The 19,317-nt window shown below is 69.0% G+C and carries 12 protein-coding genes; 3 read left to right on the top strand and 9 right to left on the bottom strand.

The window, feature by feature from the left end:
* Positions 1-15: 15 nt before the first annotated feature.
* From Saso_RS18620 to Saso_RS18610, 3 genes are all read right to left on the bottom strand, one after another.
* On the bottom strand, positions 16-1,731 hold the full coding sequence (locus tag Saso_RS18620) for a protein kinase family protein (RefSeq protein ID WP_189923670.1): 1,716 nt from the start codon (positions 1,729-1,731) through the stop codon (positions 16-18).
* A gap of 138 nt (positions 1,732-1,869) precedes the next feature.
* The gene (gene murJ / locus Saso_RS18615; protein ID WP_189923672.1) at positions 1,870-4,149 is read right to left on the bottom strand and encodes a murein biosynthesis integral membrane protein MurJ; all 2,280 of its coding nucleotides are present in this window, start codon (positions 4,147-4,149) and stop codon (positions 1,870-1,872) included.
* Positions 4,150-4,193: 44 nt separating this feature from the next.
* Positions 4,194-6,638: a DUF6049 family protein gene (locus tag Saso_RS18610; RefSeq protein ID WP_189923674.1), complete on the bottom strand. Its 2,445-nt coding sequence runs from the start codon at positions 6,636-6,638 to the stop codon at positions 4,194-4,196.
* A 257-nt stretch (positions 6,639-6,895) separates the two neighbouring features.
* Here Saso_RS18610 and Saso_RS18605 point away from each other — a divergent pair, with 257 nt between their 5' ends.
* Positions 6,896-8,362, top strand: a complete 1,467-nt coding sequence (locus Saso_RS18605) for a CCA tRNA nucleotidyltransferase (protein WP_189923676.1) — start codon at positions 6,896-6,898, stop codon at positions 8,360-8,362.
* Positions 8,363-8,470: 108 nt separating this feature from the next.
* Here the strand turns inward: Saso_RS18605 and Saso_RS18600 are convergent, their stop codons facing one another.
* The 4 genes from Saso_RS18600 to Saso_RS18585 all read right to left on the bottom strand — a co-directional run bounded on the left by Saso_RS18600 (position 8,471) and on the right by Saso_RS18585 (position 12,296).
* Positions 8,471-9,001: an LppU/SCO3897 family protein gene (locus Saso_RS18600; RefSeq protein WP_189923678.1), complete on the bottom strand. Its 531-nt coding sequence runs from the start codon at positions 8,999-9,001 to the stop codon at positions 8,471-8,473.
* A 128-nt stretch (positions 9,002-9,129) separates the two neighbouring features.
* Positions 9,130-10,392 carry an MFS transporter gene (locus tag Saso_RS18595; protein WP_189923680.1) on the bottom strand — a complete coding sequence of 421 codons (1,263 nt, stop codon included), beginning with the start codon at positions 10,390-10,392 and terminating at the stop codon, positions 9,130-9,132.
* 93 nt (positions 10,393-10,485) lie between these two features.
* Complete coding sequence (locus Saso_RS18590) at positions 10,486-11,568, bottom strand: inositol-3-phosphate synthase (RefSeq protein ID WP_189923682.1); 1,083 nt, start codon at positions 11,566-11,568, stop codon at positions 10,486-10,488.
* A 44-nt stretch (positions 11,569-11,612) separates the two neighbouring features.
* The gene (locus Saso_RS18585) at positions 11,613-12,296 is read right to left on the bottom strand and encodes a PadR family transcriptional regulator (RefSeq protein ID WP_189923684.1); all 684 of its coding nucleotides are present in this window, start codon (positions 12,294-12,296) and stop codon (positions 11,613-11,615) included.
* Positions 12,297-12,647: 351 nt separating this feature from the next.
* Here Saso_RS18585 and Saso_RS18580 point away from each other — a divergent pair, with 351 nt between their 5' ends.
* Together Saso_RS18580 and Saso_RS18575 are read left to right on the top strand one after the other, a co-directional pair.
* Positions 12,648-15,329, top strand: a complete 2,682-nt coding sequence (locus tag Saso_RS18580) for a transglycosylase domain-containing protein (protein ID WP_189923686.1) — start codon at positions 12,648-12,650, stop codon at positions 15,327-15,329.
* Positions 15,330-15,460: 131 nt separating this feature from the next.
* Entirely contained in the window at positions 15,461-16,960 is a 1,500-nt protein-coding gene (locus Saso_RS18575; RefSeq protein ID WP_189923688.1) for a glycosyltransferase family 87 protein, read from the top strand.
* A gap of 84 nt (positions 16,961-17,044) precedes the next feature.
* On the opposite strand, the gene Saso_RS18570 is transcribed toward Saso_RS18575, so the two are convergent.
* On the bottom strand, positions 17,045-18,076 hold the full coding sequence (locus Saso_RS18570; RefSeq protein ID WP_189923690.1) for an alanine racemase: 1,032 nt from the start codon (positions 18,074-18,076) through the stop codon (positions 17,045-17,047).
* Between the two features lie 103 nt (positions 18,077-18,179).
* Positions 18,180-19,301 (bottom strand): peptidoglycan bridge formation glycyltransferase FemX, encoded by a 1,122-nt coding sequence (gene femX / locus Saso_RS18565; protein WP_189923692.1) that lies wholly within the window; start codon positions 19,299-19,301, stop codon positions 18,180-18,182.
* Positions 19,302-19,317: the final 16 nt, after the last annotated feature.

Raw genomic sequence — 19,317 nt, 5'->3', positions numbered from 1 at the left:
TCCCTCGGCCGGACGTCAGCCGGTGAACTTCACGTCGGTGATGGCCTGCTTGTAGCCGGCGCCGCTGTACTGGTCCCCTCCGGAGTACGGCGCCGCCGTGAGCCAGACGAGAACGTACCGCGTCTTCACCGGTGTCTTGGCGGAGATCTTCAGTTCCTTGCCGGAGGTCTGCGCCTGGGCGATCTTCTTCATGGAGTTCAGGGACGCCGACGACGAGAGCGAGTCGGCCGCGTACAGGGTGGCCGCCGTGTAGTTGCCGCCGTAGTGCAGCCCTATCGAGGCGGTCGACAGACTGTGCTCGGAGCCGAGGTCGTAGACGATGCCCACGCCGTCCTTGAAGGGGGCGAGCACGGGTCCGCCGTCGAACGAGTAGGACCGCCAGTACGTGGAGCTGTCACCGTCGTAGGTGAGCTTCACGTCGTTGGCGTGCTGGGGCTTGCCGTCGGGGTAGTACTCGGCGGCGTCCTGGATCTTCAGATCCTTGAGCGGTGCCGGCGAGGGGCTGCTCTTGTCGCCGTCGTCCGTGGTCTGCGTCTGGTCGGTCTCGTCGGACTTGCTCTGGTCCATCAGGGCGTCCGCGAGCTGCCAGCTGCCGAGGCCCAGGGCGGCGATGAGGAGGGCGGAGACCGCCCACTTCAGTGCCTTGCCCGTGCGGCTCTGGAGCGGCGGCGGTGGGGTGGGTACCACCTGGGTGACGCCGGGATGCGGCGTGGGACGGCCGTAGGTGCCCTGCTGGTACGTGGTGCGCTGGTACTCGGGCGGGGCGGCGAACGTCGGCTCCGGCGGGCGGATGCGGGGCATCTCGCCGATCGCCTTGACCAGCTCCTCCGGCGTCGTGCAGGCGGCCTCGTGCCGGGAGGCGGTCGCGCCGTCGTTGACGAGGGCGCGCATGGCCAGCTCGGACAGGCCCCGGTGGACACCGGCGCGCACCTGGTCGGGTGCGATCAGCCCGACGTCCTTGGGCAGCCCGGACAGGCCGTAGGCGTCGTTCTCGTACGGCCAGCGCTGGGTGAGTGCCGCGTACAGCAGGGCGCCGATCGCCTCGGTGTCGGTGCGCTGGGGCGTGTCGCTGGTGACCCCCCGCAGGGCGGCGTTCACCGCGAGACCCCGGATGCGCCACTGGCCCGAGGACGTGCGCAGTACGGCGTTGGGGTTCAGACGCAGATGTGCCAGGCCCTCGCGGTGCGCGGCGGCCATCGCGGAGGCGATCTGACTCACCATCTGGTAGGCGTCGTGCGGCTCCAGCGGACCGGCCGCGAGCAGGGCGGTCAGCTCGGTGGCGTCGGGCAGCCATTCATGGACGACGTAGACGAGGTCGTTCTCCTCGACGGCGTCCAGCACTTGGACGAACCGCGGGTCTCCGAGCAGGGCCGAGGAACGGGCCGCCGCCAGTACGGAGCGGGCCCGGGTGTGGTCCGCGGGCAGGATGTGGACGCCGACGGCACGCCGGAGTTTCTCGTCGACCGCACGCCAACTGCTGAAACCGTCCAGACGGGTGACGCACTCTTCGAGACGGTAGCGTCTGGCGAGCTTGTGTCCGCTGTGCAGTTCCGGCGGCGAGGTCTTCCCGGGACGCTCCGCCCCGCCACTCCCCTGTGCCTCGTCGCTGTCCGTGTCCTGCTCCAGGTTCTTGACCACCCCGTCGGCCGTGGACTGGTCCGCTTGTGCGGTCAGCGGCTCGTCACCGCTGTGGCCTGCCACGTCGACGGCAGCTGTGCTCCGTTCCGCCACCGTCGTTCCTGCCTCCCCATTCGATGCGCGCCGCCCGACCTCGTGCGCGCCGTCCGACGCCGAACCCAATTGTGCCCACAGTCCGCCGCTATGCACGACACGCGGCGGTGGACGATGGTTGTGCGCCTACCCCTTGTATCAGCGACCCAGGCGTCCGCGGACCATGCCCACGAGAGAGTTGAGCTCCTCGATGCGCATGCGCCGGGCGGCGACGAAGAAGGTACCGAACAGCAGGACCCCGCCGGCCAGCAGTGCCGCGAAGGAACCGACGACGCCCTGGCCCAGGCTGTGGCCGATGCCGTAGCAGGCCGCGCCGCTGATGAGGGCGGCCGGTACGGAGGCGATGCAGAGCCGGGCGTAGGTGCGCAGCACATGGGAGCCGTCGAGGTCTCCGCCGAGCCGCTTGCGCAGTCTGTTCCAGGCGACGCCGACGCCGATCGCGTAGGCGAGGCCGTAGGAGGCCGCCATGCCGACCACGGCCCAGCGGGCGGGCAGCACGAAGTAACAGACCGCCGAGGCGCCCGCGTTGACCGCGGCCACGATCACCGTGTTGTAGAAGGGGGTCCGCGTGTCCTCGTAGGCGTAGAAGGCGCGCAGGACGACGTACTGCACGGAGTAGGGGATCAGGCCGAGGCCGAAGGCCATCAGCATGAAGCCCATGTTCGTGGCTTCGCTGGTGCCCGAGGAGCCGAAGATCAGCGTGCACATCGGGATGCCGAGCGCGAGGAAGCCGAAGGCGATCGGGACGATCGCGACGGCCGTGGTGCGCAGGCCCTGGGAGATGTCGTCACGGACGGCGCCGGCGTCGCCCTCGGCCGCGGAGCGGGAGATGCGGGGCAGCAGCGCGGCCATCAGGGAGACGGTGATGATGGCCTGCGGCAGGCCCCAGATCAGCTGGGCGTTGGCGTAGGCGGCGAAGCCGGTGCCGTCGACCGGCGAGTCCTTGCCGGCCGAGGTGGACAGCTGGGTGACGACGAGCGCGCCGGCCTGGTTGGCCAGGACGAACAGGACGGTCCACTTGGCGAGGGTCGCCGCCTTGCCGAGGCCGTGGCCCTTCCAGTCGAAGCGCAGGCGCAGCTTGAAGCCGGTCTCCCGCAGGTACGGGATCATGGCCAGGGCCTGCACGACGAGGCCGAGCAGGACTCCGATGCCGAGGAGCCGCTCGCCCTCCGGCGGGATGGTCGTGACCTTCATGCCGGAGTCGGCGGCGGTGCCGTAGACCCAGATGAACATGCCCAGCGTCACGATGATGACGATGTTGTTGAGGACCGGCGTCCACATCATCGCGCCGAACTTCCCGCGCGCGTTGAGGATCTGCCCCATCACCACATGGACGCCCATGAAGAAGATGGACGGCAGGAAGTAGCGGACGAAGGTGATGCCGACCTCGTTGGCCGCCGGGTCGCTGGCGACCGAGTCGGACAGCAGCCGGATCAGGACGGGCGCCGCGGCGATCGCGGCGACCGTGAGCAGGCCGAGCGCCACCATGACCAGGGTGAGCAGACGGTTGGCGAACGCCTCACCGCCGTCCTCGTCCTCCTTCATGGCCCGCACGAGCTGGGGCACGAAGACGGAGTTGAGGCCGCCGCCGACGGTCAGGATGTAGATCATGGTGGGCAGCTGGTAGGCCACCTGGAAGGTGTCGCCGAGCAGGCCGACGCCCAGCGCCGAGACGATCAGCGCGGAGCGGACGAAGCCGGTCAGGCGGGAGACCATCGTGCCCGCCGCCATGACGGCGCTGGACTTCAGCAGGCCCGCCGCGCGACCGCCCTTCTTGGCGCCCGGGGTGGCGGGAGCGGCCGCAGGGGCCGCCGCGGCCGGGGTGGCCATGAGGTTCAAGGTCTCGTCCGTCGCCGGGGACGGCGGCACCGGGGCCTGGTACGGCGGTACGGGTCCCTGACCCGCTGGGGCGGACGCCGGACCGGGCACGGACGGTTCCGCGGAGCGGGCACCGCCCTGCTGCTGGTCCCGGAAGAGGTGCGCGAAGGCGTCGGGCTGGTGCTGCTCCTCGCCGGAGTGCGTCACCAGGTCGTCCACGCCCACGAACTGGGTCGTACGCGGGTCGTCGCCGTACGGCAGGTACTGCGTGGGGCCCTCCGGCTCGGGAGCCGGGGTCTGGGCCCACCTGCGCGGGTCGGGGGCGTACGGGGACTGCGGCGGCCGGCCGTACAGCGGCTGCTGCGGCTGCTGGATCTCCGGGGGCGGCGGGGGGTGCGCGGCACGGTCGTAGAGCGCCTCGGCGACCGGATCCTGCGCGGTGAGGTCCTGGGACCGGTAGGGGTCCTGGTCGTAGGCGTCCTGGAGGTACATGTCCGCCGGATGCTGCGGCGGCACCTGGCCATGCTCGGGCGGCGGGCCCTCGGGGTTGCCCGAGCGGCCCGCGGCCTGGCCGCGGTCACCGTCGTACGGCGCGTTCATGGTTACCCCACCTCATCGTCCCGGGCCCACCGGCCCCGACATCCTCAACGGTCAACTCTCTCACCCGTCCCGGACGGGTCGGCGCTTTCCACTGCGGTGTCCGGGGTCCCGTCACTCGGCTGCTGCGGGCCGGCCGCCCCGGGCGGGGCGCCGGAATCCCCCTCGGGACGGCTCTCGGGGTCCGCGGCCCGTTCCGGGCCGTCGGCGGGCTCAGCCGCCTCGGGCGCCCCGTCGGCGCCGTCCTCGCCGTCCTCTTCGGATCCTTCGGCTTCCTCGGTCTCCTCGGCTCCGCGGGCCGCGGCCCGCTTGCGCTGGGTGTACATGCGGAAGCCGGCCAGGACCAGCAGGAGGACACCGCCGCCGATGACCAGCATCACCGTCGCGGTGATCTCGGTGACCCGCACGTCGAAGGCGACCTCGTTGCCGTACTTCTGGCCGTCCTCGGTGTACAGCTGGGCGATCACCCTGGTCTGTCCGTTGACGTTGGCGGACGTGGTGAACTTCACCGTCGAGGTGTGCCCGCCGGAGACCGTGACGCGCTGTTCGGCCCAGGCGTCGTCGGAGATCTCCAGACGGGTCGGGTTGGTCGAGGTGAGCCGCAGGATCAGGTGGTCGACGCCCTGCACCAGGTTGTTCTGCACGGTCACCGGGATGGTGGCGCTGCGGCCGGAGAGCTTGGTCTCCGACTTGTCGATCAGCTTGACCTGGCCGGTCAGGGTGTCGAGGTAGGCCTGCACGCTCTGGCGGAACGTGTTCGCCGCGGTGTTGTGGCCCCGCCACGACGTGGACGTCTCGCGGTTCATGGCCCGACCGAACGGCGTCACCACGCGGGCCTCGTTGGCGAGGATCACCTTGAAGTTGTCGAGCCGGTCCTGCGTGTACGCGATCTGCTCGAACGCGGACCTGGGCAGTTCCTGCTTGCGCAGCGACGAGGGGTACGCCGACTTCGACGGCACTTTCGTGGTGGCGCCCGGGTCGGGCTTGGCCTTGGCCGCCGCCGCGAGCTGCTGGGGCTGCGACCAGGTACCGCCCTGGAGCAGGGTGACGGCCTGGGCCATCGCCCGGGCCTGGACGGCGGTCGGCATCCGCTGCGGGGCGACGACGACGCTGCGCTGCTTCCCGGTCTGCTGGTTCAGGGCCAGGCTCTGCGCGAGGAACTCCTGCACGGCGAGCGTGGACGCGGACGCCTTGGTCAGGTCGCCCTCGAAGGCCGTCGAGAGCCTCGCGTCCGCGACCACGGCCGTGGTGCCGCCGCCGATGGGCCGGGCCGCCGAGGGGGTGTAGGTGAGGTCACCGGTCTCGGTCAGGCTGTCGCCGCGCGCGATCACCTTGTCGGCCCCGGCCGAGGTGGCGACCTTCACGATCGACGGGTCGACGGCGCCGTCCACCGGCCACGCGAAGTCGGTGCTCGGTGTGACGTGGAGCACGGTCTCCACCGTCGTGGCGGCCACGTCGGTGGCCTCCTTGAGCTGGCTCAGCGAACCGGCGACCCCGGTGCCGTTGTGGGCGAGCGAGGCCAGGTCGGGATCGGCGAAGGGCAGCGCGACGACCTCCTTGCCCAGCACTGCGTCCTGGAGATCGTCGAGCCACTGCTTGGCGATCGCCTGGTGGGTGCCGGCCGTGGTGGTGTCGCCGTCGCCGCGGATCCGGTAGCTGCCGGTCATGGCGTCGACGGACGCCAGCAGGTCCGGGTCGATCACCCAGGTGACGTCGAGTTCCCTGCCCAGGCTCAGCATCTGTTCGAGGCGGCCGCCCGGAGCGAGCTCCTTGGCCAGGTCGTCGTTGAGGAAGACGGGCGTCTGCTGCGCGTCGGAGCCGGTCTCCGCCGTCATGTGGACCGTGGAGACCAGCGGCCACAGCACCGTCGTCCTGGTCGGGGTGTCCGCTTCCTCGGGCTGCCACGGCAGGAAGGTCCGCTGGACGCCCAGCACCTGGTCCCACTGCTGCGCCGCCGTCTCGCCGGAGACGGCGACACCGAGCGGGTAGACGCCTTCGTCGCCCAGGTCGAGCTTGCCCACCGGGACGGAGATGCTGAAGTGCTCCGCCACGCCGGGGGTGAGCTTGGCGAAGGTGGCGGCGTACTTGCCGCCCACCTCCGAGCCGTCGTCGCCGGTCAGGGCGTCCGGGTGCTTGGCCACCCCGTCGATCGCCGAGCGGGTGGTGAGCGCGGACCCCACCCGCAGGTTCACGTGGGCTCCCGTGACCGCCTGCTTGCCGTTGTTCGTGACCGTGCCGGAGACGGTCAGGGTGTCCCCGTCGGTGGGGGCGCCGGGGCTGAGCGAGTCGACGGCCACGGCCACCGTGCCCGTGTCGGACGCCTCCTTGGCCGAGGCCGGGCCGGCTGCCTGCGCGGTGGGGGCGGACAGCTGGAGGAGACCGGCCAGCAGAGGCGCTCCGGCGAGCAGTGCGCCGGCCCGCCGCAGCCACCGGCGGGCAGGTGAGCGGGCAGGTGAGGGAGTCATCCCCGGAGTGTCTGCCGCCTCGGCCACGCGTTCGCCCGTCCCTCGTCGTCGTCAGTGGTCGTCGGAATGTGCGTCCACGCATGGTAACGATGTGCGCCGAGGGTAAGTGCCGCGGTCTGCTCCACAAGATCGTGAAGGAGGAGCGGATTGCCGGGTATGGCGCTCTATGGGAATGAGTGCCGCACAGGTGCCGAATAGGAGCTCTGAGGTGCTATCGGTGCAGAGGGGGTCGCGCCCCGAATCGGGGCGACCCGGGTCGGCCGGGCCACGTACCCTCTTCTGTTGTGCCGAACGCCAACGAAGACAATCTCAGCGTCCTGAGCCAGGTGCAGGACCGCGCGGTCACCGAACTGCTGCGGGTCGCCCCTGTCGCCGACGACCTCGCCCGCCGTTTCCAGGAGGCCGGGTTCTCTCTCGCCCTGGTCGGCGGTTCGGTCCGGGACGCGTTGCTCGGCCGGCTCGGCAACGACCTGGACTTCACGACCGATGCCCGGCCCGAGGACGTCCTGAAGATCGTGCGGCCCTGGGCGGACGCCGTGTGGGAGGTCGGGATCGCCTTCGGCACCGTCGGGGTCCAGAAGGACGCCCGGGTCGAAGGCGTCGACCGAAGCTTCCAGATCGAGGTCACCACCTACCGGTCGGAGGCGTACGACCGGACCTCGCGCAAGCCCGAGGTGTCGTACGGCGACTCCATCGAGCAGGACCTCGTACGGCGTGACTTCACGGTGAACGCCATGGCCGTGGCGCTGCCGCAGAAGGCGTTCATCGACCCGCACGGCGGTCTCGAGGACCTCGCGGCCCGTGTGCTGCGCACCCCGGGAACCCCGGAGGAGTCCTTCTCGGACGACCCGCTGCGCATGATGCGTGCCGCCCGCTTCGCCGCCCAGCTCGACTTCGAGGTCGATCCCGAGGTCGTCACGGCGATGAAGGAGATGGCCGACCGCATCGAGATCGTCTCGGCCGAGCGGGTACGGGACGAGCTGAACAAGCTGATCCTCTCCGCCCACCCGCGCAAGGGACTGTCGCTGCTGGTCGACACCGGCATCGCCGACCGTGTGCTGCCCGAGCTGCCCGCCCTGCGGCTGGAGAGCGATGAGCACCACCGGCACAAGGACGTCTACGAGCACACGCTGATCGTGCTCGAGCAGGCGATGGCGCTGGAGGAGAACGGGCCGGACCTCACTCTGCGGCTCGCCGCGCTGCTGCACGACATCGGCAAGCCGCGTACCCGTCGCTTCGAGAACGACGGCCGTGTCTCGTTCCACCACCACGAGGTGGTCGGAGCGAAGATGACGAAGAAGCGGATGACGGCCCTGAAGTACTCCAACGAGTCGGTGAAGGACGTCTCCCGGCTGGTCGAACTCCACCTGCGCTTCCACGGGTACGGCACGGGCGACTGGACGGACTCCGCGGTCCGGCGCTATGTGAGGGACGCAGGCCCGCTCCTCGGCCGCCTCCACGCGCTGACGCGTTCGGACTGCACGACCCGCAACAAGCGCAGGGCAGCCGCGCTCTCCCGGGCCTACGACGGGCTCGAGGAGCGGATCGCCCAGCTTCAGGAGCGGGAGGAGCTGGACGCCATCCGCCCGGACCTCGACGGCAACCAGATCATGGAGATCCTGGGTGTCGGTCCCGGACCGGCCGTCGGCAAAGCGTACAAGCACCTGCTCGAACTGCGGCTGGAGAACGGGCCGATGGAGTACGACGCTGCGGTGACGGCGCTCAAGGAGTGGTGGGCCGAGCAGCAGTGAGCTCGTGGAACGGCTCATGTTTCACGTGAAACATGAGCCGTGATGCGGCGGACGGACATGCGAAGGGGCGGTGTTTCACGTGAAACACCGCCCTTTTCCGCGACTGCCTTACTTCTTCGTGTAGTCCTTCAGGCAGAGCAGGAAGTTACTGCCGTCACCGCTCTCGGTGTACGAGTACTGGAAGTCCTTGGCCTCGGCCTCGCACTTGCTGTCGGCCGTGAGCTGCGTGTAGGTGCCCTTGACCTTCGCCAGCACGATGTACTGCGCATCCGAGGAGTCGCACTTGACGACCTCGAGGTCGGGGTCGTTGTCGTTGCTGCTGCCGCGGTGCATGCAGTCGCCGACGGCCGCCGTGTTGGCGTCGTCCTGGCTGGATATGAACGCGGCGATGGCCACACCGATGACGGCGACGATGATCACGATGTTCTTGATCAGCTTGAAGCTGACCTTGCGACGCGGCTGCTCCGGCGGGACCGCGCCGTACGGGGCGGCCGGGTAACCGGGCTGGCCAGGCTGGCCGGGCTGCTGGGGGTAGCCGCCCTGAGGCGGGTACGGCGCCTGGCCCTGGGGCTGGCCGTAGGGATTCTGTCCCTGCTGCGCGTACGGATTCTGGCCCTGGGGCGGCGGCGGAGTCGACACTTTGGGTTCCCCCTGTAAAACGCTGGACGTGTGGCGCGAATTCACTCGCGAAGTAAGACGCACGTAAGTTACCGGCCCCCACTGACAAGCCTGTAGCCGAGGTGGAGTCTGTGTCATTGATGTGACACTTACCGTCGCTCAAAGCGGTTCATAGTGGCAGCAACCGCTCCGTAGATAACGGCGACCGTGACCACCAGCGCACCCGAACGCCCGTCGGGCGGCAGCATCAGGGCGGCGACCGCTGCGGCTCCGACGAAGGCGACGTTGAACGCGACGTCGTAGAGCGAGAAGATCCGGCCTCGGAAGCCGTCCTGGACGGACGACTGGACGACGGTGTCGGTGGCGATCTTCGCGCCCTGGGTGACCAGCCCCAGGACGAACGCGGCGGCGAACGTGGTGGTCTGCTCGAACGGAAGCATGAGAGCGAGCACCAGGACCGCGGCGGCTGCGGAGCAGACGAGGATCCAGCGGCCCGGTCCCAGCCGTCCCGCGGCGGTCGGCGTGATCACGGCCGCGACGAAGAAGCCCACACCGGAGACGCCCACGGCGACGCCCAGCAGGGCCAGTCCGTCCTCCGGATCCGTCGACCAGGCGTATCTGCACAGCATCAACACCATGACGGTCAGAGCGCCGTAGCAGAACCGCATCAGGGAGATCGAGCCGAGCGCCCAGGCGGCTTCCCTGCGCTTCGGCTCGGCGAGGTGGCGCAGGCCCGCGGCCAGGCCGTGGGCGGTCCCTCGGAGGGCGTTCGCCAGCCCGGGCCGGACCGCGTTGCGGTCGGGGCCGAGCAGATCCGCGGCCATGGTCAGGGAGACGAGCGCGGCGCACAGGTACAGCACGCACCCCAGCAGCACCACCGCGGCGTCGGAATCGGCGACGACCAGCCTGACGACGAAGGCGAGCCCGCCTCCGGCGACCGCGGCCAGGGTGCCGGCGGTGGGCGAGAGGGAGTTGGCGATCACCAGGCGTTCGCCGTCGACGACGCGCGGCAGGGCCGCGGAGAGCCCGGACAGGACGAAGCGGTTGACGGCCGTGACGCACAGGGCGGAGACGTAGAAGAGCCAGTCCGGGACGTGCGTGATCATCAACAGGGCCGTCGCCGAGGCCAGCAGGGCGCGCAGCAGATTGCCGTGGAGGAGGACCTGCCGGCGGCGCCAGCGGTCCAGCAGGACGCCGGCGAAGGGGCCGATCAAGGAGTAAGGGAGGAGCAGGACCGCCATGGCGGAGGCGATCGCGCCGGCCGAGGTCTGCTTCTCAGGGGAGAACACCACGTAGGTGGCGAGCGCGACCTGGTAGACGCCGTCCGCGCACTGGGAGAGCAGCCGTACCCCGAGCAGCCGTCGGAAGTTCCCCAGGCGCAGCAGAACGCGCAGATCACGGACGACGGCCATGGGGCACAGCCTCACATACGGGGAAGGTCCCCGGGTCGGCGACCCGGGGACCTTCTCAGCCCTGGCAGGAGCGAATTTTCCGCGTGGGTCGAGTTAGCGCTCGACCTCGCCCTTGATGAACTTCTCGACGTTGTCGTAGGCCTCGTCGTCGAAGTACTGGACCGGCGGGGACTTCATGAAGTACGAGGACGCCGACAGGATCGGGCCACCGATGCCGCGGTCCTTGGCGATCTTCGCGGCGCGCAGGGCGTCGATGATGACGCCGGCGGAGTTCGGGGAGTCCCAGACCTCGAGCTTGTACTCCAGGTTCAGCGGGACGTCGCCGAAGGCACGGCCCTCGAGGCGGACGTACGCCCACTTGCGGTCGTCCAGCCAGGCCACGTAGTCCGACGGACCGATGTGGACGTTCTTCTCGCCCAGGTCGCGGTCGGGGATCTGCGAGGTGACGGCCTGCGTCTTCGAGATCTTCTTGGACTCGAGGCGGTCGCGCTCCAGCATGTTCTTGAAGTCCATGTTGCCGCCGACGTTGAGCTGCATGGTGCGCTCGAGCCGGACACCGCGGTCCTCGAACAGCTTCGCCATCACACGGTGCGTGATGGTGGCGCCGACCTGGGACTTGATGTCGTCACCGACGATCGGGACGCCCGCCTCGGTGAACTTGTCCGCCCACTCCTTGGTGCCGGCGATGAAGACCGGGAGGGCGTTGACGAAGGCGACCTTGGCGTCGATGGCGGCCTGGGCGTAGAACTTCGCCGCGGCCTCGGACCCGACGGGCAGGTAGCAGACGAGGACGTCGACCTGCTTGTCCTTGAGGACCTGGACCACGTCGACGGGGGCCTCGGTGGACTCCTCGATGGTCTCGCGGTAGTACTTGCCGAGACCGTCGAGGGTGTGGCCGCGCTGGACCGTGACGCCCTTGTTCGGGACGTCGCAGATCTTGATGGTGTTGTTCTCGCTGGCACCGATGGCGTCCGACAGGTCGAGGCCGACCTTCTTCGCGTCGACGTCGAAAGCGGCGACGAACTCGACGTCACCGACGTGGTAGTCGCCGAACTGCACGTGCATCAGACCCGGGACCTTGGACGCCGGGTCGGCGTCCTTGTAGTACTCGACGCCCTGAACCAGCGAGGCGGCGCAGTTGCCCACGCCGACGATGGCTACGCGAACCGAACCCATTCCGGTTGCTCCCTGTGTGTACGAGTGAGGCCCTGTGTGGGCGCTCACGTGGCGGTTTCGTCGGGCAGATCCGTCCCGGGGGTGTCCCCGGGACGGGGCAGGCCGCCCGTCGATCCAGTGGTGGTGTTCTGCTGAGCGGACTTTCCGGAGGCGGGGCCCTTGAGGTCCCGTCCGGCCCGCTCGCTCTCGATGAGCTCGTTCAGCCAGCGCACTTCGCGCTCCACGGACTCCATTCCGTGGCGCTGGAGCTCGAGCGTGTAGTCGTCGAGGCGCTCCCGGGTGCGCACCAGGGAGGCGCGCATCTTCTCCAGACGCTCCTCCAGCCGGCTGCGGCGGCCCTCGAGCACGCGCATGCGCACATCGCGCGACGTCTGCCCGAAGAAGGCGAAGCGAGCGGCGAAGTGTTCGTCCTCGTACGCGTCGGGGCCCGTCTGCGAGAGCAGTTCCTCGAAGTGTTCCTTACCGTCCGCCGTCAGCCGGTAGACGATCTTGGCGCGGCGCCCGGCGAGCGGGGCGGCGAGGGCGTCCTCGTGGGTGTTCCCCGGCTCCTCGATCAACCAGCCGTTGGTGACCAGCGTCTTCAGGCAGGGATAGAGGGTGCCGTAGCTGAACGCGCGGAACACGCCCAGTGACGTATTGAGTCGTTTGCGCAGCTCATAGCCGTGCATCGGGGACTCGCGGAGAAGGCCCAGGACGGCGAACTCGAGGATCCCGGCACGCCGGCTCATCGTCGCCTCCTCTCGGCTATGTCGCGCTGATGTATCGACTCGATACATCATGACGATAGAACGGCCTTCCGGATGGGACAAGAGGAGGAATGGTGAACGGGATCACATCACCGTTTCGGTGCGGGCAACTTGCCTGATTTGCGGGGAACCTCGGGGCTGGGCGGGTTTTGACGGTGCGTAGTCTGTGCGCCATGCAGACCACCGGGACCCATGAGATGCCGGGGGGCGTCGAGGTCCTCGGTGCAGTACGGGTGAATGCGCGACCGACCGCATCCGTACTTCGGGGGGACAGGAAACCAGCCGCCCTTTCCAGGCGCGCACGGATGCGCCTGCCCGAGGAGTAATCGTTCGATGAGCGAGCACCGTCGCAAACCGCCGCCGCCGCAGGGAGGCGGACGTGCCGCGGCCCGACGCGGCCAGTCCGGTGCGTCCTCCGGCCGCCGCGCGGCACCGCGAGGCGCCACCGGATCTCCTGCCGACTACGGGTTGGGTCTCGGGGCCGGAGGCGAGGAGCAGTCGCACGGCAGCCGTGCCGACGCCCGGCGCGGGTCCCAGAGAGACCCGGGCGGGCGGCGCAGAGCGGCCGATCCCGCAGCGGGCCGTCGCGGCGCCCCGGCCGGTCCCGGGCGGGGCAGAGGGCGTCCGGCGCCCGACAGCAAGCGACTGATCGACTACCCGCGCGCCGGCAAGGACGGCTGGCAGCGCTGGGTGCCGTCCTGGAAGCTCGTCACGGGCCTGTTCGTCGGCTTCGTGGGCAGCCTGGTGGCCGTGGCGGGCATCGGGTACGCCATGGTGGGCATCCCGGACGTCGCCAAGACCGCCACGGCGCAGAACAACGTCTACTACTGGAAGGACGGCAGCCAGATGGTTGCCACCGGTGGTGAGACGAACCGGCAGAACATCGACCTCTCGCAGATCCCCGAGGAGATGCGCTGGGCGGTGATCTCGCAGGAGAACAAGACCTTCTACGACGACAGCGGCATCGACCCCAAGGGCATCGCCCGTGCCGTGTTCAACATGGCCCGGGGCGGCCAGACGCAGGGTGGATCGACGATCACCCAGCAGTACGTCAAGAACGCCATGCTGAACGACCAGTCGCAGACGATCTCCCGGAAGTTCAAGGAGATCTTCGTGTCCATCAAGGTGGGCGCGGAGGTCGACAAGGACCAGATCATGGCCGGCTACCTGAACTCCGCGTACTACGGGCGCAACGCCTACGGGATCCAGGCCGCCGCGCGCGCCTACTTCAACAAGGACGCGATCAAGCTCAACCCGGGAGAGTGCGCCTTCCTGGCCGCCATGCTGAAGGGCGCCACCTACTACGACCCGGCCGGCGCCAGCTCCGTCGACCCGGTCGGCGCCACCCCCGCGGCCAACAGCAAGCGGGCCCTGCTCCAGATGCAGGACACCCTCGACAAGATGGTCGAGTACGGCCATCTTCAGGCCTCGGTGCGGGCTCAGTACATGAAGCTTCCCTCCTGGCAGAACCCCCGGTCGAACACCGACCTCAAGGGTCAGGTCGGCTACCTCGTCGACCTCGCCAACGGCTACCTGGTCACGAACAGCAAGAAGACCGGGATCACCCAGGACCTGCTCCAGCAGGGCGGCTACTCGATCTACACGACCTTCGACAAGACCAAGGTCAAGGCCCTCAACGAAGCGGTCGCCAAGGTCCAGAAGGCCAACATCAAGCCGAAGCTGCGCCCGGACACCGATACGCACGTCCAGTTCGGCGGCGCGTCGGTGGAACCGGACACCGGCGCCATCCGGGCCATCTACGGCGGCGAGGACGCCACCAAGCACTTCACCGACAACGCCGACCAGACCGGCGCCCAGGTGGGTTCGACGTTCAAGCCCTTCGTCCTGGCGGCCGCGATGACGTGGGGCGTGCGGGATCCGGACGGCGGCTCCTCGCAGGCGCAGGACGAACGCACCATCGTGTCGCCCAAGAGCCTGTTCAGCGGCAAGAACAAGCTCAAGATCGAGAACTACGACGGGTCGGTCTGGAAGAACGAGAAGGGCGAGGAGTGGCTCCAGACCAACGACGGCAACATCTCGCTCGGGTCCCCGCCCAACTTCAAGATCGACCTGCGTGAGGCGATGCGCGAGTCGGTGAACTCCGCCTTCGTGCAGCTCGGCATGGACGTCGGCCTGGACAAGGTCAAGGAGTCCGCCGTCAGCGCGGGTCTGAAGGAGTCCAGCCTCACCAACAGCGGCTTCCCGTCGTTCTCGATCGGTATCTCCGACCCGAGCGCGATCCGGATGGCCGGCGCCTACGGCACCTTCGCCGCCAGCGGCAAGCAGCGTGACCCCTACTCCGTCGAGAGGGTCACCAGCGAGAAGGGCCAGATCTTCACCCACGAGACGGAGACCAAGCAGGCGTTCACCTCGAAGGTCGCCGACAACGTCACGGACATCCTCAAGACCGTGGTCGAGAAGGGCACGGGTACCAACGCCCAGCTGCCCGGCCGTGAGGTGGCGGGCAAGACCGGTACCACCGACGGCAACAAGTCGGCCTGGTTCGTGGGCTACACCCCGCAGCTGTCGACCGCGGTCACCATGTTCCGCTACGACGACGACGAGTCGAACAAAAACCGCACGTTCTTGAAGATGTTCGGCACGGGTGGCCAGGAGAAGATCCACGGCGCATCGTTCCCGGCGCAGATCTGGCACGACTACATGGCCGAGGCGCTGAAGGGCACCAAGGCGGAGGACTTCCCCGAGCCCCAGCCCATCGGCGAGGTCGTCAACGCGGAACCGTCCCCGACGCCGACCCCGTCGGCCGTCGAGACCGAGGAGGAGTCGCCTTCGCCGTCCCCGTCCCCCAGCAGGACGCGGGTGGAGCCCTCTCCCTCGGCGAGTGAGACCTGTTCCAACTTCTTCGACTGCAACGACAACACGGCGGGGACGTCGAACGGCAACGGGAACGGCGGCTCAGGGGACAACAGTCCGTCCCCGAGCGCCACGGAGTCGAACAGCGACACCAGAGGCAATACGAGCAACGGCGGCTTCTTCGGAGGAGGCAGCGGCTGAGCGCTCTGACGCCCGTCTTGGGTGTTTCACGTGAAACATGCTGATGTTTCACGTGAAACAAGGGCCGCTCCACCGAACGAGGTGGGGCGGCCCTCGGCTTTTTCCTAGGTCCGTACGGCAGGATGGCGCCCATGCCCAGTGCAGAATCGACGCCCACGCGCGTGCACCAGCCCGATCCGGTGAAGCCGACCAGCGATGACCCGGTGGCCGCGGCCGGAAGTGAGCTGATCGGCGGTCCGGTCGGCCGCCGCGCCCTTCTGGGGACGTCCTGGTGGACGCCCGTGCGGGTCGTCGCGCTCGTGGCGATCGGGATGTTCGCCCTAGGCCTGATCCAGAAGGCGCCCTGCTACAACGGCGGCTGGTTCTTCGGGGCCACGACCCAGTACACGCACGCCTGCTACTCGGACATCCCCCACCTCTACCAGGGGCGGGGCTTCGCCGACGGGCTCGTGCCGTACTTCGACAAGCTGCCCGGCGACATGGACTACCTCGAGTACCCGGTGCTGACCGGTGTCTTCATGGAGGTGGCCAACTGGCTGACGCCCGGCAGCGGCAGCATCCAGGACCAGGAGCAGTGGTACTGGATGGTCAACGCCGGCATGTTGATGGCCTGCGCGGCCGTCATCGCCGTCTGCGTGACCCGTACGCACGCCCGGCGTCCCTGGGACGGACTGCTGGTGGCGCTGGCACCAGCCTTCGCCCTGACCGCGACCATCAACTGGGACCTGCTGGCGGTCGCCCTGACCGCCGCGGCGATGCTCATGTGGTCCCGGGGCCGGTCCCTTGCTTTCGGAGTCCTCCTGGGGCTCGCCACGGCCGCCAAGCTCTATCCGGTCTTCCTGCTCGGCCCCCTGTTCGTCCTGTGCTGGCGTGCGGGCAAGTGGCGGGACTTCGGCAGGGCCTTCGCCGGTACGGCCGTCGCCTGGCTGGTAGTGAACCTGCCCGTCATGCTCTTCGCCTTCGAGGGGTGGTCGAAGTTCTACCGCTTCAGCCAGGAGCGCGGCGTCGACTTCGGCTCCTTCTGGCTGATCATGGCGCAGAACTCCAAGGATCCGCTCACCACGGACAGCGTCAACACCCTCGCCACGCTTCTCGTCCTGCTGTGCGCCGTCGGGATCGCCGTGCTGACGCTGACCGCGCCGCGCCGCCCGCGCTTCGCGCAGCTGGCCTTCCTGATCGTCGCCGCCTTCATCCTGACCAACAAGGTGTACTCGCCGCAGTACGTCCTGTGGCTGGTGCCGCTGGCGGTGCTGGCCAGGCCGAAGTGGCGGGACTTCCTGATCTGGCAGGCCTGCGAGGTCGCCTACTTCGTGGGCATCTGGATGTACCTCGCCTACACGATGAGCGGGGACGCCCACAAAGGCCTGCCGACCGACGGCTACCACTGGGCGATCGGGGTGCACCTGCTGGGGACGCTCTACCTGTGCGGGGTGGTCGTGCGGGACATCCTGATGCCGGAGCGCGACGTCGTGCGGCAGGCGGGCGACGACGATCCTTCGGGCGGGGTGCTCGACGGGGCGGAGGACGTCTTCGTCCTGGGCGCCGCGGCCCATCCGCCTCGGCACGCCTCGCACTTCGACGGACCCCAGGTGGACTGGGGCAAGCCCGACACCGTCGACAGTTCGCCCTGAGCGAACGCCGTACGCAGAGAAGGCCGTACACGGAGTCCCCGTGTACGGCCTTCGCCGTTGCCGCGTTCGTGCGGCGTCCGTGTCTCAGCGATCCACGATCCGGTCGAACTGGGTGGTGGTGTGCCGCAGATGGGCGACCAGTTCGTCGCCGACGTGCGGCTCCGGGGCGTCCGAGGGCACGAAGAGGATCGACACCTGCATGTGCGGCGGCTCGGCGAACCAGCGCTGCTTGCCGCCCCAGACGAACGGCGAGAGGTTGCGGTTGACCGTGGCGAGGCCGGCCCGGGCGACGCCCTTGGCGCGCGGCATGACGCCGTGCAGGGCCTTGGGGGCCTCCAGGCCCACCCCGTGCGACGTACCGCCCGCCACGACCACCAGGAAGCCGTCGGAGGCGGCCTTCTGCTGCCGGTAGCCGAAGCGGTCGCCCTTGGCGACCCGGGTGACGTCGAGGACGGCACCGCGGTACTCGGTGGCCTCGTGGTCCCCCAGCCACAACCGCGTGCCGATACGGGCGCGGAAGCGGGTCTGCGGGAACTGCTGCCGCAGCCGGGCGAGTTCGTCGGCCTTGAGGTGGCTGACGAACATGGTGTGCAGCGGCAGCCGGGCCGCGCGCAGCCGGTCCATCCAGCCGATGACCTCCTCGACGGCGTCCGAGCCGTCGGTGCGGTCCAGCGGCAGGTGGATGGCGAAGCCCTCGAGGCGGACGTTCTCGATGGCGGAGTGCAGCTGCGGAAGGTCCTGCTCGCTGATGCCGTGCCGCTTCATCGACGACATCACCTCGATGACCACCCGGGCACCCACGAGGCCGTACACGCCGTCCACCGACGACACCGAGCGCACGACCCGGTCGGGCAGCGGTACGGGCTCCTCGCCGCGCCGGTACGGCGTCAGCACCAGCAGGTCACCGCCGAAGAAGTCCTTGATGCGTGCCGCCTCGTACGTCGTGCCGACCGCGAGGACGTCCGAGCCCAGCCGGGTGGCCTCCTCCGCCAGCCGGTCGTGCCCGAAGCCGTAGCCGTTGCCCTTGCAGACCGGGACGAGCCCCGGGAACTGCTCCTGCACGTGCTTGTGATGCGCCCGCCAGCGCGCGGTGTCGACGTAGAGGGTGAGCGCCATGGCCGGACCTGGGACCTTTCTCGTGGCTGCGGTGTGGGGGAGACACGTCGGAGTGCCTGAGGTGTCGGACGTGTCCGGGGATATGGAATCACCGAACGTGACGTCAGCGGCGCGACATGTAGATGTCGAGAGCCTTGTGGAGCAGCTTGTTCAGCGCGAAGTCCCACTCGCCGAGGTACTCCGCGGCCTGCCCGCCGGTGCCGACCTTGAACTGGATCAGGCCGAAGAGGTGGTCGGACTCGTCCAGCGAGTCGGAGATGCCGCGCAGGTCGTAGACGGTCGCGCCGAGCGCGTAGGCGTCGCGCAGCATGCGCCACTGCATGGCGTTCGACGGGCGGAACTCCCGGCCGATGTTGTCCGAGGCGCCGTACGAGTACCAGACGTGCCCGCCGACGATCAGCATCGTCGCGGCCGAGAGGTTCACGCCGTTGTGGCGGGCGAAGTACAGCCGCATGCGGTTGGGGTCCTCGGTGTTGAGGGCCGACCACATGCGCTGGAAGTAGGAGAGCGGACGCGGCCGGAAATGGTCCCGCACGGCCGTGATCTCGTACAGCCGCTGCCATTCCTCGAGGTCGTGGTAGCCGCCCTGGACCACCTCGACGCCGGCCTTCTCGGCCTTCTTGATGTTGCGGCGCCACAGCTGGTTGAAGTTCTTGTGGACGTCTTCGAGGGAACGGTTCGCCAGCGGCACCTGGTAGACGTAGCGCGGCTGGACGTCGCCGAAGCCGGCGCCGCCGTCCTCGCCCTGCTGCCAGCCCATGCGACGGAGCTTGTCGGCCACCTCGAAGGCGCGCGGTTCGATGAAGTCGGCCTCGATGTCGCGCAGTCGCTTCACGTCCGGGTTCTGGATGCCGGCCTTGATGGAGACGGCCTCCCAGCGGCGGATGATCACCGGCGGGCCCATCTTCACCGAGAAAGCGCCCTGCTGCTTGAGGTGCGCGAGCATCGGTTCCAGCCACTCGGTCAGATTCGGCGCGTACCAGTTGATGACCGGACCCTCGGGAAGGTAGGCCAGGTAACGCTTGATCTTGGGCAGCTGGCGGTAGAGGACGAGGCCCGCGCCGACCAGTTCGCCGGTGCGCTCGTCGAACCAGCCGAGGCTCTCCGAACGCCACTCGGCCTTCACGTCGGCCCAGGCCGGAACCTGCATGTGGCTAGCCGACGGCAGGCTCTGGATGTATGCCAGATGCTGCTCGCGGCTGATCGTCCTCAGGGTCAGGCTCATTCGGGGCGCTCCTCGG

The organism is Streptomyces asoensis (assembly GCF_016860545.1).
Lineage (GTDB): Bacteria > Actinomycetota > Actinomycetes > Streptomycetales > Streptomycetaceae > Streptomyces > Streptomyces asoensis.
Note: the sequence above shows the minus strand (reverse complement) of the source record. Positions and strands in the feature narration are given on the sequence as shown.

What these genes read in the sequence shown, in the direction of transcription:
- Saso_RS18580 (WP_189923686.1), top strand. Translation starts at nt 12,648, where the DNA reads ATGAGCGAGCACCGTCGCAAACCGCCGCCGCCGCAGGGAGGCGGACGT.
- Saso_RS18595 (WP_189923680.1), bottom strand. Translation starts at nt 10,392, where the DNA reads ATGGCCGTCGTCCGTGATCTGCGCGTTCTGCTGCGCCTGGGGAACTTC.
- Saso_RS18585 (WP_189923684.1), bottom strand. Translation starts at nt 12,296, where the DNA reads ATGAGCCGGCGTGCCGGGATCCTCGAGTTCGCCGTCCTGGGCCTTCTC.
- femX (WP_189923692.1), bottom strand. Translation starts at nt 19,301, where the DNA reads ATGAGCCTGACCCTGAGGACGATCAGCCGCGAGCAGCATCTGGCATAC.
- Saso_RS18590 (WP_189923682.1), bottom strand. Translation starts at nt 11,568, where the DNA reads ATGGGTTCGGTTCGCGTAGCCATCGTCGGCGTGGGCAACTGCGCCGCC.
- Saso_RS18570 (WP_189923690.1), bottom strand. Translation starts at nt 18,076, where the DNA reads ATGGCGCTCACCCTCTACGTCGACACCGCGCGCTGGCGGGCGCATCAC.
- Saso_RS18575 (WP_189923688.1), top strand. Translation starts at nt 15,461, where the DNA reads ATGCCCAGTGCAGAATCGACGCCCACGCGCGTGCACCAGCCCGATCCG.
- murJ (WP_189923672.1), bottom strand. Translation starts at nt 4,149, where the DNA reads ATGAACGCGCCGTACGACGGTGACCGCGGCCAGGCCGCGGGCCGCTCG.